This is a genomic window from Pseudomonas sp. WP18 (genome assembly GCF_036689585.1).
Taxonomy (GTDB): domain Bacteria; phylum Pseudomonadota; class Gammaproteobacteria; order Pseudomonadales; family Pseudomonadaceae; genus Aquipseudomonas; species Aquipseudomonas chlororaphis_E.
Genome location: NZ_CP144758.1, coordinates 6,151,946 through 6,166,728 on the forward strand (window position 1 = coordinate 6,151,946; position 14,783 = coordinate 6,166,728).

Genomic DNA, 14,783 nt, shown 5'->3' on the forward strand with positions numbered 1-14,783 from the left:
TTTTGCGCGCGGTATCTGAGTCATGGCCAAGCCTTCGTTTATCAATTTGTGGAACAGCTATCCAACGGTCAAGAACCCATGCGATCAGCCCTGGGGCAACCAGTGCGCTATCCGCATGAGCGTCGCGTTGAATGGCGAGTTGACTATCAAGGTCAACAAGTCGACTTACACCGAACCCAAATGCAATCATGAGCATGCCCGTGGCGCCGAGTCGCTGGCGAACTGGCTCTGGCGGCATCATTTAGGACGTCCGACCATTCTGAGTGGGAGTGCAGCTGATCGGCTGACGCTCAGCCAGAAGACCGGAATCGTTTTTTTCAAAGACTGCTTTGCCCGTGCGGGCGAGGCCGAAAGCGGGCGCACAGGCGATCATATTGATCTGTGGAATCGTGGCCGGACCAAAGGCTTCTTTGATGGCGACTTTATGTCCAAACAGGTCTGGTTCTGGGAGTTGACATGATAGGGCCGACGCTGCGAGCGACACTGTTGTGCGGTTTGCTAATCAGCTTGAACGCTTGCGCCGAAGCCGACCCTGACCGTCTCGATGCACCCGCTCGCACCCAAGGTACATTCGCTGGCCAGGCGCTCAAGCTGGTAGACCTGAACGGCCAATGCGCAGTGTTGAAACCGGACCAGACGCACTTGGTGTTGGGCATGGAGTGGCCGTGCTACTTCAACCTGAACCAGAACGGCGAATTGCGCGTCGAGACGTTCAACGGTGTCCCGATTTTTCTGGTAGAGCGCAGCGTTCCCGAGCCGCCACCGAGCCGCGACTGTGATGCCAAATCCCAGGCTGTGCGCAAAATCAACGGTGCGCTGGAAGCTTCGTCGGTCAATCCCAGCGCCATGTGCGGACTCGGTCAGCAAGACCAGAAAATGTTCACGGCGTTATTCAGGTGGTAACCGAAATCGCCGCCCGCGATCGCCTGCAACCGTCCCTGTTGGACCGGTTGACTGACGACGATCCGACCAATCCCAAGGAAAGCGCCGACAAACGCGTGCTCTCGCTCACTCAGCTCAAGGCCTCGGTGCTGCGTGACCTGGCGTGGCTGCTCAACACCACCTCCCTGCTCGACGCCGATGCCACGCTGCACACGGCGGCCGGCACCTCGGTGGTGAACTTCGGGCTGCCGGCACTGGCCGGCAACAGCGCCTCGAACGTCGATGTCTCGGCCCTGGAAACCCTGATTCACCAGGCCATCGCCACGTTCGAGCCGCGGATCCTGCGCCACACCCTGCGCGTGCGTGCTCGGGCCACCGCCGAGATGAACCACAACGCCCTGAGCTTCGAGATCGAAGGCGACCTCTGGGCTCAGCCGGTGCCCCTGCGCCTGATGTTGCAAACCGACCTGGACCTGGAGACCGGCCACGTGCGGGTGGTCAATGCCGACCAGCGGAGACGTTCATGAACCCGCGTTTGCTGGAACTGTACAACCAGGAACTTCACCACGTGCGCGAAAGCGCGGCGGAGTTCGCCAAGGAATACCCCAAGATCGCCAGCCGGCTGACGTTGTCCGGCATGGACTGCGCCGACCCATACGTGGAGCGCCTGCTCGAAGGCTTCGCCTACCTGACGGCGCGGGTGCAGCTCAAGCTCGACGCCGAGTACCCGACCTTCACCCACAACCTGCTGGAAATCGCCTACCCCCATTACCTGGCGCCCACGCCGTCGATGACCGTGGTGCAGTTGCAGGCCGACCCGGACGAGGGCTCGCTGAGCAGCGGCTTCCCGCTGCCCCGCGACAGCGTCCTGCGCGCCGCCCTGGGCCGTGAAACCCAGACCTGCTGCGAGTACCGCACCGCCCACGCGGTGACGTTGTGGCCGTTGCAGGTCAGCCACGCCGAATACTTCGGCAACCCGTCCACGGTGCTCGGGCGCCTGGCCGCCAGCGAGCCGAAGGCCAAGGCCGGCCTGCGCCTGACCCTGCGCACCGGGGCCGAACTGCCGTTCAACAGCCTGGCCCTGGACAACCTGCCGCTGTACCTGAGCGGTGCCGACGAGCAGCCGTTCCGCCTCTATGAACAACTACTGGGCAACGCCTGCGCGGTGTTCGCGCGCAAGCCCGGCGGCGACTGGGTCGAGCGCCTGCCTCAGGACGCGCTGCGTTCGCGCGGCTTCGACGATGCCGACGCGGCGCTGCCCGTGGTGTCGCGGGCCTTCCAGGGCTATCGCCTGTTGCAGGAATATTTCGCGCTGCCCCAGCGTTTTCTGTTCGTCGACTTCACCCAGCTGGGCCGGGCGGTCAAGCGTTGCGACGGCCAGGAGCTGGAGCTGATCGTGCTGTTCGACCGCCACGACCCGAGCCTGGAAGGCAGCGTCGGGGCCGCGCAGTTCCTGCCGTTCTGCACCCCGGCCATCAACCTGTTTCCCAAGCGCCTGGATCGCATTCACTTGTCGGAGCGGGTCAACGAACACCACGTGATCGCCGACCGTACCCGGCCGATGGATTTCGAAGTGCATTCGCTGACCGGCCTCACCGGCCACGGCACCGGGCCGGAACAGCCATTCCTGCCGTTCTACGCCGTGCGCGATCCGTCGCGCTATGGGCGCGACAAGGCGTACTACACGGTGCGTCGTGAACCGCGGGTGCTCTCCAGCGACCAGCGCCGCAACGGCCCGCGCTCGACCTACATCGGCAGCGAAACGTTCGTCAGCCTGGTGGACAGCCAGCAGGCGCCTTATCGCCATGACCTGCGTCAACTGGGCGTGACGGCGCTGTGCACCAACCGCGACCTGCCGCTGTTCATGAGCGTGGGCAGCGGCAAGACCGACTTCACCCTGGCCGACAGTGCCCCGGTCGGCGCCGTGCGCTGCGTGGCCGGGCCCAGTCGTCCACGGGCCAGCCATGCCCACGACGCCAAGGCCTGGCGGCTGATCAGCCAGTTGTCGCTGAACTACCTGTCCCTCAGTGAACAAGGCCAGGGCGCCGCCGCACTGCGCGAGCTGCTGCGCCTGTACGGCGACAGCAACGATGCGGCGCTGCAATTGCAGATCGAAGGCCTGCGGGAAGTCAGCAGCAAAGCCTGCACCCGACGCCTGCCGATGCCCGGCCCGATCGTCTTCGGTCGCGGCCTGGAGATCACCCTGGAGTTCGATGAAAACGCGTTTCGCGGCACCGGCGTATTCCTGCTCGGCGCGGTGTTCGAGCGCTTCCTGGCACGCTACGTGTCGATCAACAGTTTTACCGAAACGGTGATTCGTACCACCGAACGCGGCGAGATCATGCGATGGAAAGCCAAGCCCGGACGTCGTCCGACCCTGTGAGTACCCTGGAAGCGATGCACCAGGAGCCCTGGGAATACGACTTCTTCCAGGCCTTGCGGCGCATCGAGTGTGAATCCCCCGAGCTGCCGCGCCTGGGCCATTCGCTACGCCTGGCCGATGACCCGCTGCGCCTGGGCCAACAAGCCGACTGCACCTTCGCGCCGGCGACATTGGCCTCGGTGCAACCGGGCAGCGACGGCGCGCCCGCGCGGCTGGAGCAATTCTTCTTCGGCCTCGGCGGCCCCAACGGGCCGATGCCGCTGCACATCACCGAATACGTGCGCGAACGCCAGCGCAACAACGCCGACAGCACCAGCAAGCGCTTTCTCGACGTGTTCCACCATCGCTTGCTCAGCCTGTTCTACCGGGCCTGGGCCGAAGCGCGGCCGACGGTCAGCCACGACCGCCCGGACGACGACTACTGGTCGGCGCGCCTGGCGTCCTTGAGCGGACGCGGCATGCCCAGCCTGCTCAAGCAGGGGCTGATTCCCGACACGGCGAAGCTGCACTACAGCGGCCACCTGGCGGCGCAAACCCGCTACCCCGACGGTTTGAAGGCGATCCTGGGCGAGTATTTCGGCCTGCCGGTGGAAATCGAAGAGTACGTCGGCCAATGGCTGGAGCTGCCGGAACGCAGCCGCGTCGGCGTCAGCGCCCATCAACTGGGCGTGGACTTCTGCCTGGGTCGCTACGTCTGGGATCGCCAGCACAAGTTCCGCATTCGCCTGGGGCCGCTCAAGCTGGTGGACTACATGGGCATGCTGCCCGGCAGCCAGCCGTTCAATGAACTGGTGGCCTGGGTCGCCGAATACCTGGGCCATGAACTGGACTGGGACCTGAACCTGGTCCTGGAGCAGCCCGAGGTCCCGGCGCTACAACTCAACGGCCGTTTCCGCCTGGGGTTCAACACCTGGCTGGGCCAGCCCGAAAAAGATGCCAACGATCTAATACTGGCCCGGCATTACGCCGAACAGGCCAACACCTCACAGACCTCAAGGAGCCATGAGCATGGGTGAAATCAGTCGCGCCGCATTGTTCGGCAAACTCAACAGCGTGGCCTACAAAGCCATCGAAGCCGCCACCGTGTTCTGCAAGTTGCGCGGTAACCCTTATGTGGAACTGGCCCACTGGTTTCACCAGTTGCTGCAATTGCAGGACTCGGACCTGCACCGCATCATCCGCCAGTTCAACGTCGAGCCGGCGCGCCTGGCCCGCGACCTGACCGACGCCCTGGACCGCCTGCCACGCGGCTCGACCTCGATCACCGACCTGTCGTCCCACGTCGAGGAAGCCGTGGAACGCGGCTGGGTGTATGGCAGCCTGATGTTCGGTGAAAGCCAGGTGCGCACCGGCTACCTGGTGCTCGGCATCCTCAAGACGCCAAGCCTGCGCCACGCGCTGCTGGGGTTGTCGTCGGAGTTCGACAAGGTCAAGGCCGAAGCCCTGAGCGAACGCTTTGACGAATACGTCGGCGACTCCCCGGAAAACGCCCTGACCGCCAGCGACGGCTTCAACGCCGGCAGCGTGCCCGGCGAAGCCAGCGGCGCCATGGCCCCCAGTGCGATGGGCAAGCAGGAAGCGCTCAAGCGCTTTACCGTCGACCTCACCGAGCAGGCCCGCAGCGGCAAGCTCGACCCGATCGTCGGCCGCGACGAAGAGATCCGCCAACTGGTGGACATCCTCATGCGCCGCCGCCAGAACAACCCGATCCTCACCGGTGAAGCCGGCGTGGGCAAGACCGCCGTGGTCGAAGGCTTTGCCCTGCGCATCGTCGCCGGCGACGTGCCGCCGTCGCTCAAGGACGTGGAACTGCGCAGCCTCGACGTCGGCCTGTTGCAGGCCGGCGCGAGCATGAAAGGCGAGTTCGAACAGCGCCTGCGCCAGGTCATCGAAGACGTCCAGGCCTCGCCCAAGCCGATCATCCTGTTCATCGACGAAGCCCACACCCTGGTAGGTGCCGGTGGCGCCGCCGGCACCGGTGACGCGGCCAACCTGCTCAAGCCGGCCCTGGCCCGTGGCACCTTGCGCACCGTCGCCGCCACCACGTGGGCCGAGTACAAGAAGCACATCGAGAAAGACCCGGCCCTGACCCGTCGTTTCCAAGTGGTGCAAGTGGCCGAGCCGTCGGAAGACAAGGCCCTGCTGATGATGCGCGGCGTGGCCTCCACCATGGAACAGCACCACCAGGTGCAGATCCTCGACGAAGCCCTGGAAGCCTCGGTCAAACTGTCCCACCGCTACATTCCTGCGCGCCAGTTGCCGGACAAGTCCGTGAGCCTGCTGGACACCGCCTGCGCCCGCGTCGCCATCAGCCTGCACGCGGTGCCGGCCGAAGTGGATGACAGCCGTCGGCGCATCGAGGCACTGGAAACCGAGCTGCAAATCATCGCCCGCGAGCACGCGATCGGCGTCGTCATCGGCAACCGCCAGACCCACAGTGAAAGCCTGCTGAGCGCCGAGCGCGAACGCCTGGCCGAACTGGACAGCCGCTGGGCCGAAGAGAAGAACCTGGTGGACGAACTCCTCGCCACCCGCGCCACCCTGCGCGAGCGCGTCGGCGTGGTGGACAGCGACGACGCCAGCAAAGCTAGCGACAACGAAAGCCACGACCTGCGGGCAAAACTGGTGGACCTGCAACAACGCCTCAGCGCCCTGCAAGGCGAGAACCCGCTGATCCTGCCGACCGTGGACTACCAGGCCGTGGCCTCGGTGGTCGCCGACTGGACCGGTATCCCGGTGGGCCGCATGGCCCGCAACGAACTGGAAACCGTGCTCAACCTCGACCAGCACCTGAAAAAACGCATCATCGGCCAGGACCACGCCTTGCAGATGATCGCCAAGCGCATCCAGACTTCCCGCGCTGGCCTGGACAACCCGAGCAAGCCCATTGGCGTGTTCATGCTCGCCGGCACCTCTGGCGTGGGCAAGACCGAAACCGCCCTGGCCCTGGCCGAAGCCATGTACGGCGGCGAACAGAACGTCATCACCATCAACATGAGCGAGTTCCAGGAAGCCCACACCGTGTCCACCCTCAAGGGCGCGCCACCGGGCTACATCGGCTACGGCGAAGGCGGCGTGCTGACCGAAGCCGTGCGGCGCAAACCGTACAGCGTGGTGCTGCTGGACGAGGTGGAAAAAGCCCACCCGGACGTTCACGAGATCTTCTTCCAGGTGTTCGACAAAGGCGTCATGGAGGACGGCGAAGGCCGGGTGATCGACTTCAAGAACACCCTGATCCTGCTGACCACCAACGCCGGCACCGAGCTGATTGCCGACGTCTGCAAAGACCCGCAAAACGTGCCCGAGCCGGAAGAAATCGCCAAGGCCCTGCGCCAGCCGCTGCTGGAGATTTTCCCGCCGGCCCTGCTCGGCCGCCTGGTGACGATCCCGTACTATCCGCTCAGCGACGAAATGCTCAAGGCCATCACCCGCCTGCAACTCAACCGCATCAAGAAGCGCGTGGAAAGTACCCACAAAGTCGCGTTCGACTACGACGACGCGGTGATCGACCTGATCGTCTCGCGCTGCACCGAAACCGAAAGCGGCGGCCGTATGATCGACACCATCCTGACCAACAGCCTGCTGCCGGACATGAGCCGCGAGTTCCTGACCCGCATGCTCGAAGGCAAGGCCATGGCCGGCGTGCGGATCAGCGCGGTGGACAACGAATTGCAGTACGATTTCAGCGACGCGGCCTGATTGAAAGGTACACCGGCCCCTGTGGGAGCGAGCTTGCTCGCGATAGCGTAGTTACAGCCAGCATTACGGTTGACTGACACACCGCCATCGCGAGCAAGCTCGCTCCCACAGTTGATCCGGTCTATTCAGGGAAACAGCGGCGCAGCCCATACAACGACGAGATAACCGATGTTATTCAACCAAGCCTCACGCCTGGCCAAAATCACCAGCCCCCTGGGGCCCGAGGTGCTGCTGCTCAAGGACATGGGTGGCGGCGAAGAGCTGGGGCGGCTGTTCAACTATGAGTTGCAGCTGCACTCGCTGGACAACGCCATCGACCTCAACCAGTTGCTCGGCAAGCCCATGTGCGTGAGCCTGCAACTGGACGGCGGCGGCGAACGGTATTTCCACGGCATCGTTGCCCGCTGCAGCCAGAACGTCGACCAGGGCCAGTTCTCCAGCTACCAGGCCACGCTCAGGCCTTGGCTGTGGCTGCTGACGCGCACCTCCGACTGCCGGATTTTCCAGAACCTGACCATCCCGCAGATCATCAAGCAGGTGTTCCGCGACCTCGGGTTTTCCGATTTCGAAGACAGCCTGAGCGCCACCTACCGCGAGTGGGAATACTGCGTGCAGTATCGCGAGACCAGCTTCGACTTCGTCAGCCGGCTGATGGAGCAGGAAGGGATCTATTACTTCTTCCGCCACGAACAAGGCCGCCACGTGCTGGTGCTGGCCGATGCCTACGGCGCGCACACCAGCGCGCCCGGCTACGCGTCGGTGCCCTACTACCCGAAGAACGAGCAGCAACGCGAACGCGACCACATTCACGACTGGCACCTGGCCCAGGAAGTCCAGCCGGGTTCGCTGGAGCTCAACGACTACGACTTCCAGCGTCCCAGCGCACGGATCGACGTGCGTTCGGCGATGCCACGCCCGCATGCCGCCGGTGACTATCCGCTGTACGACTACCCCGGCACCTACGTGCAGAGCGCCGATGGCGAACACTACGCCCGCACCCGCATCGAAGCCTTGCAGACCCAGCACGAGCAGGTCGAGCTGGCCGGCAACGCCCGCGGCTTGGGCTCGGGCAACCTGTTCAGCCTCACCGGCTTCACCCGCCAGGACCAGAACCGCGAGTACCTGATCGTCGGTGCCCGCTACTACATTTCCCAGGAAAGCGGCGAAACCAACGGTGGCGCGCCTTCGGCCCAGTTCGAAAGCAGCCTGACCTGCATCGACGCCCAGCAAAGCTATCGACCGCTGCCCATCACCCATCGCCCCATCGTCAAAGGCCCGCAGACCGCGTTGGTGGTGGGCCCCAAGGACGAGGAAATCTGGACCGACCAGTTCGGCCGGGTGAAGGTGCATTTCTATTGGGACCGTCACGACCAGTCCAACGAAAACAGCTCCTGCTGGATTCGCGTGTCACAGGCCTGGGCCGGGAAAAACTGGGGCTCGATGCAAATCCCGCGCATCGGCCAGGAAGTGATCGTCAGCTTCCTCGAAGGCGATCCGGACCGGCCGATCATCACCGGTCGTGTCTACAACGCTGAACAGACCGTGCCCTACGACTTGCCCGCCAATGCGACCCAGAGCGGCATGAAAAGCCGTTCGAGCAAGGGCGGCACGCCGGCGAACTTCAACGAAATCCGCATGGAAGACAAGAAAGGCGCCGAGCAGTTGTACATCCATGCCGAGCGCAACCAGGACATCGTGGTGGAAGTGGACGAAAGTCATTCGGTGGGCCACGACCGCAACAAGAGCATCGGCCATGACGAGACGGTGACCATCGGCAACAACCGCCTGCGCATCGTCAAGCAGGAAGACATCCTCTCGGTGGGCCTGCGCAAGACCGACAGCATCAGCCAGAGCTACGTCATCGAGGTGGGCGAGAACCTGCGCCTGGTGTGCGGCGAAAGCATCCTGGAGCTCAATGCCAGCGGCCAGATCAACCTGACCGGCGTGCAGATCAGCTTCTACGCCAGCGGCGATGCCGAGTTCAACACCGGCGGCGTGCTGCACCTGAACAACGGCGGCGGCCCCGGTGCCACGCCGGACGGCCAGGGCGTCAAGGGCAGCATCGACGCGAACATCAAAGCCGCGTTCCCCCAGGGTTAATCCAGAGATTCAGGCGCCATGACTTACCGCATCAACGAATTCCAGTTCCAACTGCCGCCCAGCGAATTGCTCGACGCGACGATCAACATCCTCAAGTTCCCCGAGCTGGGCACGTCCTTGATCGTCAGTCGCAGCCTGCTCGCCGAGGGCGAGACCCTGCAAAGCAACCTCGACGACCAACTGGCGCGCCTGGAAAAACAGGTCCAGGACCTGCGCTGCCAACCGGGCGTCCCGGTGCGCCTGGGCGCCAGCCAGGAAGTCGAAGGCATCGAGCTGCGCAGCCAGTTCAACAAGGGCACCGAAAAGGTGTTCCAGTACCAATTGGCCCTGGTGCTGCCCGGCACCCGCAAGATGTTCGCCCTGAGCTATGTCAAAGCCGAGAAGCTCGGCGATGCCGAAGCCGCCCATTGGGCGAGCATCAAGGGCTCGCTGTTGTTTGACGTGCCGGCCTGATGAGCGACAGGCATGTCTGACGCGCTCTGGGCCGCACGCCTGGGCGATGCGCTGAACCACACCTCGATGATGGCCGACATTCTCGGCGGCGTCCTGGAAGTGGCGGCCAACATCGCCATCACCGCTGTCGCCACCGCCGCCGTGGTAGCAGCCACCGGCATCACCGTGGCCACCGGTGGGCTCGGTTGCTTCCTGCTTGGCGCGGTAGTCGGTGCAGTGGTGGGCATCGCCATGAGCAAGACCGGGGCCGACAAAGGCTTGAGCAATTTATGCGAGGGCATCGGCAACGCCCTCTTTCCGCCCACGGTGCAGGCCAATATCCTCACCGGCTCCACCGACACCCTGACCAACAACATTCCAGCGGCCCGCGCCGCCGGGGCTATCGAGTCCCATGTCGCGCCCGCCGGCACCGAACTCGAGGAGCCGCAGCCCGAGCCCAGCTATCTGGACATGGCCGAGAGCTTCTTCTCGCAGATGTGGCGCCCCACCGTCGCCACGCCCGCGCCCGGCGCCGTGCCCAAGCCGCTGGACATGATCACCTGCCTGAAGCATCCGCCGATGCCGCCGCAGTTTTTGGCCGAAGGCTCGGACAAGGTCACCATCAACGGCCAACCCGCCGTGCGCAGCGGCGACCGCAGCACTTGCGAGGCGACCGTGGTGTCGTCCGGTTTGATTTCCCCTGACGTGACCATCGGCGGCGGTACCGTGGTGGTGCGCGAGATCCGCAGCGGCAAGACACCCGGCGTGGGACTGGCCGTCACGGCATTGCTGATGCTCAAGGGCGGCAAGGGCAAGTTCCTGAGCAACCTGCCCTGCATGCTGATTGGCGGCGCAGCATCGATGGCGGTCAGCAGCGCGATGGGCGCGGCGGCGAATGCGGCCATGGGTTCGTCGAACCCGGTGCATGCCGCCACCGGGGCCAAGGTGCTGGGGGATGTCGAGGAACTGGACTTCGTCCTGCCGGGCATCCTGCCGATCGACTGGCAGCGTTTCTACAACAGCCGCGACGAGCGCCGTGAAGGGTTGTTCGGCGCCGGTTGGAGCGTGGCCTACGAGGTGCGCGTCGAGATCCTGCCCCATCCCGAGGGTGGCGAGACCCTGGTCTACACCGACGAACAGGGTCGGCGCATCGACATGGGTTCGATTCCCCTGGGCGGCGCGGTGTTCAGCCCAGGCGAAGGGCTCAACGTGCGCCGGCACCTCAACGGCGAGCTGCTGATCGAAAGCGCGGACGGCCTGTACCGCCTGTTCGCACCGGCGCCGGGGAACGCGGCCTTGCTGCGCCTCAACCAGCTGGGCGATCGCAACGACAACCGCATCCACCTCGATTACGACGAGAGCGGGCGATTGGTGCGCCTGCGCGACACCTTCGACCTGGTGCAGGCCGAACTGACCTACGACGCGCGCTGGCCACACCGAGTCAGCCGGATCGAGCGCCTCTACCCCGACCAGCGTCGCGACGTGCTGATGCACTACGACTACGACAGCCAGGGGGACCTGGCCCAAGTTCGCCAGTCCAACAGCCAGGTCAAGCGGCGCTACGCCTACGACCTCGGGCGACGGATGGTGGAGCACCAGTTGCCCACCGGCCTGCGCTGCTTCTACGAATGGGCGCTGATCGAAGACCGGGAATGGCGCGTGGTCCGCCACTGGACCGACGCCGGCGACACCTACACCTTCACCTATGACCTGGCCGCCGGTGTCACGCGCATCACCGACGGCTTGAACCGCCGCAGTACCCGGCGCTGGGATGCCCGCTACCAGATTCTCGAAACCACCGATGCCCTGGACCGCACCTGGACGTTCCAGTGGAGCGATGAAAGCCAACTGCTGGGCGCGACCGACCCCAACGGGGGGCAGCATCAGTTCAGCTATGACGAAGCAGGCAATCTGTGCCAGACCCTCGACCCGCTCGGACGCAGCGAGTCGACCCTGTGGCTCGAACACTGGGCCCTGCCCCTGGCGGAAACCGACGCGGCCGGTAATACCTGGCAGTACCGCTATGACGCGCGGGGCAACCGCATCCGTGAAACCGACCCGCTGGGCCACGTCACCCGCTATCGCCACGATGCCCACGGCCAGGTGGTGGACGTCATCGATGCCAGCGGCAAGCGCAAGACGATGCGCTGGACGGCCCTCGGGCAACTCAGCGAACACACCGACTGCTCCGGCTACACCACCCGGCTGAGCTACGACGAACGCGGGCTGCTGGTCAGCAGCAGCGATGCATTGGGCGAGCGCACGCGCTTCAGCTATGACGACCAAGGCAGGTTGCTGAGCAAGCAACTGCCGGACGGTCGCACCGAGCACTATCAGCGCGATGCCAGCGGCCAGTTGATCGGCTACAGCGATCCCGCCGGGCACACCACCCGTTTCCAGCACACCCCGAGCGGGCAACTGCGCTTGCGCACCGACGCCCATGGCCGGCGGATAGAACTGAGCTACGACAACTACGGGCGGTTGCTGGCCCTGACCAACGAGAATGGCGAAAGCTATCGGTTCGCCTGGGACGCCGGCGACCGCCTGAGTGCCCAGCACAGCCTGGACGGCAGCCTCAAGCGCTACGCCTATGACCCGCTGGACAACGTCACCCGTGTGGAAGCCATCGCCGTTCCCGGCAGCACCGACCTGGACCTGGCGCCACAAGCCCCCATCGTCCATGAGCTGGAACGCGACGCCATGGGCCGGTTGGTTGCCAAGGTCACCGCCGACGGGCGCACCGAGTACCGCTATGACGACCTCGACCAGGTCAACGCCATCACCTTCACCGGCCTGACCGGTGAACAGCAGAGCATCGGCTTTGGCTATGACGCGCTTGGGCAACTGATCGCCGAACAGGGCTGGGCCGGCAGCCTGGAGCATCGTTATGACGAACTGGGCAACCTCACCCAGACGCAGCTCCCCGATGGCCGCTGGCTGAATCGCCTGCACTACGGCAGCGGGCACCTGCACCAGATCAACCTCGACGGCAGGGTCATCAGCGATTTCGAGCGCGACCGCCTGCACCGCGAAGTGCTGCGCACCCAGGGCCGTCTCAGCACCCGCAGCGAGTACGACCGCAGCGGGCGCCTACGGGCCCGGCAGCGCCGCCAGCAAGGCCTGTCGACGTTGCTGCCGCCGGCAGCGCAGTCGCTGTTTGCCTATGACGGCAGCGATCAACTGGTGGAGCGCTTCGACAACCAACCCGAAACGCCTCATCGCCAACTGCTGCATTACGACGCCACCGGCCGGATCCTCGCCAGCCAGGACAACCTCCAGGGCCAGCGCGAAGGCTTTGCCTACGATCCGGCCGCCAACCTGCTCGACGGGCTGATGGGCACGGGGCACGTCGCCCATAACCGCTTGCTGACCTATCAGGACAAGCGCTACCGCTACGACGGCTTCGGCCGCATGGTGGAAAAGCGCAGCAGCCAGCGCGGTGTGCAGCGGTTCGTGTACGACGCCGAGCAGCGCCTGGTTCAGGTGCATAACGACAACGGCTCGGTCGTGAAAATGACCTACGACCCGCTGGGCAGGCGCATCGAAAAGGCCGAGTACGACCGCCACGCGACGCTGCTGGGCCGCACCCGCTTCACCTGGGATGCGCTGCAACTGTTACAGGAGCACCGCAACAGCCAGACCAGCCTCTACATCTACGCCGACGACGGCCACGAGCCTTTGGCCAGGGTCGATGGCCTGGGCGAGCAGCAGAAAGTCCGTTACTACCACAACGACTTCAACGGCCAGCCCGAGCAACTGTCGGAAAGCGACGGCCATACGCTGTGGCGGGCCCGTTATCAGGTGTGGGGCAACACCGCCGAAGAGTTGCGCGAGCCGTATTACATCGAAGAGCAGAACCTGCGGTTCCAGGGCCAGTACCTGGACCGGGAAACCGGCCTGCACTACAACACCCTGCGCTTCTACGACCCGGACATCGGCCGCTTCACCACACCGGACCCCATCGGCCTGGCCGGTGGCCTGAACCTCTACCAGTACGCGCCGAACCCGGTGAGCTGGGTCGACCCCTTGGGGTTGATGAAGTGCAGCACCCCGCCGAAGGGCCGCAAGGTCAACCGGACGGTGTATCGATTCGAAGAGCCGGGGCGGATCAGCACGACCTGGACGGCGCACAAGTGGAACGTGGCCGCCCGCCACCGGTACACCGCGCCGGGGCTGGGTGGGGTATACGGCGCCAACTCGCGCAAGACCGCCATGGGCGAGGTCAACCACTGGGGCGTGGACCTGTCCACGCGGGTGCTGGTGAGCAAGAAGGTCCAGCTCAACAACGTCCTCGACCTGACCCGGGCCGATGTCCGCAAGCAACTGGGCGTGTCCCTCAAGAGCATCACCGGCAACAAATACACCCAGACCCACCAGATTGGTGCGTGGGCCAAGGCCAATGGTTACGATGGGATCCTGGCGCCGTCGGCGCGAAACCCGACCGGCAGCAACTTGATCTCCTTTGACGGATTCTGACATGGGACTGGAAGACGAATACGTCGGCGATGCCGACTGGCAAACGTTCGTGCGCCTGTATGAAGAGGACTACCTCGACGACAACGCCCGCGCACTGGCCAAGGCCATGGACGGCCACCTCGACATGGCCGTCGTGCTCTACGGCAAACGCGGCCTCAAGGAAGGCCTGTGGTGGCTGGAACAGGTCGTCCCGGCCCTGGACAACAAGCGCCCGGCCGATTGCCTCAAGACCCCGAAACTGATCAGACGCCTGCGCATGGCACTGATGAGCATGCCGTAACCGGCGGGACAAATCGCGCGCTCAAAAAAAGGCACCCGACTCCCTCGGTGTGCCTTTTTCGTGGTTGCTTTATCCCCCCAGTCCGGAGAGCCCGTAGCAATTACGGATTAACGCTGTCCTTCAAGAACTTGCCCGGTTTGAAGGCAACGGTGTTGCTGGCCTTGATTTTCACTGGCTCACCCGTTTGTGGGTTTTTGCCGGTGCGGGCGCCGCGATGGCGTTGCAGGAAGGTGCCGAAGCCCACCAGGGTGACGCTGTCCTTGCGGTGCAGGGCGCCGGTGATTTCTTCGAGGACGGCGTTGAGGACGCGGTTGGCTTGTTCTTTGGTGAGGTCTGCTTTTTCCGCGATGGCGGCGGCGAGTTCTGGTTTACGCATGAATGAAGCCCCTTTGACGGTTTTTTTGTTGTTATGTCCGTGCTGCTCTCTGTGGAACAGCCCCTAAGGCGCCGCAGGCTCTACACTGCGGCAGACGGGAGTGAGAATGGCACGGGGCCGAGGACGACGCCAGTGTCCGAACGACCTTTGTGGGG

At 64.6% G+C, this 14,783-nt stretch carries 11 protein-coding genes; 10 read left to right on the forward strand and 1 reads right to left on the reverse strand.

Features of this window, described 5'->3' with window-relative positions; all coding sequences use genetic code 11:
• Positions 1-22 precede the first annotated feature (22 nt).
• From V5F23_RS27550 to V5F23_RS27595, 10 genes are all read left to right on the forward strand, one after another.
• Positions 23-460, forward strand: a complete 438-nt coding sequence (locus V5F23_RS27550; protein ID WP_042732851.1) for a type VI secretion system amidase effector protein Tae4 — start codon at positions 23-25, stop codon at positions 458-460.
• Positions 457-903, forward strand: coding sequence for a hypothetical protein (locus V5F23_RS27555; RefSeq protein WP_042732850.1), 447 nt, complete (start codon positions 457-459; stop codon positions 901-903). Before V5F23_RS27550 ends, V5F23_RS27555 begins: the two co-directional genes overlap by 4 nt.
• The gene (tssE, locus tag V5F23_RS27560) at positions 897-1,409 is read left to right on the forward strand and encodes a type VI secretion system baseplate subunit TssE (protein WP_042732849.1); all 513 of its coding nucleotides are present in this window, start codon (positions 897-899) and stop codon (positions 1,407-1,409) included. The genes V5F23_RS27555 and tssE overlap by 7 nt, the downstream gene beginning before the upstream one ends.
• Positions 1,406-3,265 carry a type VI secretion system baseplate subunit TssF gene (gene tssF, locus V5F23_RS27565; RefSeq protein WP_047735741.1) on the forward strand — a complete coding sequence of 620 codons (1,860 nt, stop codon included), beginning with the start codon at positions 1,406-1,408 and terminating at the stop codon, positions 3,263-3,265. Before tssE ends, tssF begins: the two co-directional genes overlap by 4 nt.
• Positions 3,229-4,281: a type VI secretion system baseplate subunit TssG gene (gene tssG / locus V5F23_RS27570; RefSeq protein WP_042731850.1), complete on the forward strand. Its 1,053-nt coding sequence runs from the start codon at positions 3,229-3,231 to the stop codon at positions 4,279-4,281. Before tssF ends, tssG begins: the two co-directional genes overlap by 37 nt.
• Positions 4,274-6,964: a type VI secretion system ATPase TssH gene (gene tssH, locus V5F23_RS27575; protein ID WP_338497088.1), complete on the forward strand. Its 2,691-nt coding sequence runs from the start codon at positions 4,274-4,276 to the stop codon at positions 6,962-6,964. The genes tssG and tssH overlap by 8 nt, the downstream gene beginning before the upstream one ends.
• 168 nt (positions 6,965-7,132) lie before the next feature.
• The gene (locus V5F23_RS27580; protein WP_047735740.1) at positions 7,133-9,064 is read left to right on the forward strand and encodes a type VI secretion system tip protein VgrG; all 1,932 of its coding nucleotides are present in this window, start codon (positions 7,133-7,135) and stop codon (positions 9,062-9,064) included.
• A gap of 18 nt (positions 9,065-9,082) precedes the next feature.
• On the forward strand, positions 9,083-9,517 hold the full coding sequence (locus V5F23_RS27585) for a DcrB-related protein (protein ID WP_042731853.1): 435 nt from the start codon (positions 9,083-9,085) through the stop codon (positions 9,515-9,517).
• Positions 9,518-9,529: 12 nt separating this feature from the next.
• A complete protein-coding gene (locus V5F23_RS27590; RefSeq protein WP_123579244.1) occupies positions 9,530-13,972 on the forward strand; it encodes an RHS repeat-associated core domain-containing protein in 4,443 nt (1,480 codons plus the stop codon).
• A 1-nt stretch (position 13,973) separates the two neighbouring features.
• A complete protein-coding gene (locus tag V5F23_RS27595) occupies positions 13,974-14,252 on the forward strand; it encodes a hypothetical protein (protein ID WP_042731543.1) in 279 nt (92 codons plus the stop codon).
• Between the two features lie 100 nt (positions 14,253-14,352).
• On the opposite strand, the gene V5F23_RS27600 is transcribed toward V5F23_RS27595, so the two are convergent.
• Positions 14,353-14,628, reverse strand: coding sequence for an HU family DNA-binding protein (locus V5F23_RS27600; RefSeq protein ID WP_003177201.1), 276 nt, complete (start codon positions 14,626-14,628; stop codon positions 14,353-14,355).
• Positions 14,629-14,783: the final 155 nt, after the last annotated feature.

Excerpts from the sequence above, each read along its gene's own strand:
- V5F23_RS27550 (WP_042732851.1), top strand. The coding sequence starts at position 23 with ATGGCCAAGCCTTCGTTTATCAATTTGTGGAACAGCTATCCAACGGTC.
- V5F23_RS27555 (WP_042732850.1), top strand. The coding sequence starts at position 457 with ATGATAGGGCCGACGCTGCGAGCGACACTGTTGTGCGGTTTGCTAATC.
- tssF (WP_047735741.1), top strand. The coding sequence starts at position 1,406 with ATGAACCCGCGTTTGCTGGAACTGTACAACCAGGAACTTCACCACGTG.
- tssG (WP_042731850.1), top strand. The coding sequence starts at position 3,229 with ATGGAAAGCCAAGCCCGGACGTCGTCCGACCCTGTGAGTACCCTGGAA.
- tssH (WP_338497088.1), top strand. The coding sequence starts at position 4,274 with ATGGGTGAAATCAGTCGCGCCGCATTGTTCGGCAAACTCAACAGCGTG.
- V5F23_RS27580 (WP_047735740.1), top strand. The coding sequence starts at position 7,133 with ATGTTATTCAACCAAGCCTCACGCCTGGCCAAAATCACCAGCCCCCTG.
- V5F23_RS27585 (WP_042731853.1), top strand. The coding sequence starts at position 9,083 with ATGACTTACCGCATCAACGAATTCCAGTTCCAACTGCCGCCCAGCGAA.
- V5F23_RS27590 (WP_123579244.1), top strand. The coding sequence starts at position 9,530 with ATGTCTGACGCGCTCTGGGCCGCACGCCTGGGCGATGCGCTGAACCAC.
- V5F23_RS27595 (WP_042731543.1), top strand. The coding sequence starts at position 13,974 with ATGGGACTGGAAGACGAATACGTCGGCGATGCCGACTGGCAAACGTTC.
- V5F23_RS27600 (WP_003177201.1), bottom strand. The coding sequence starts at position 14,628 with ATGCGTAAACCAGAACTCGCCGCCGCCATCGCGGAAAAAGCAGACCTC.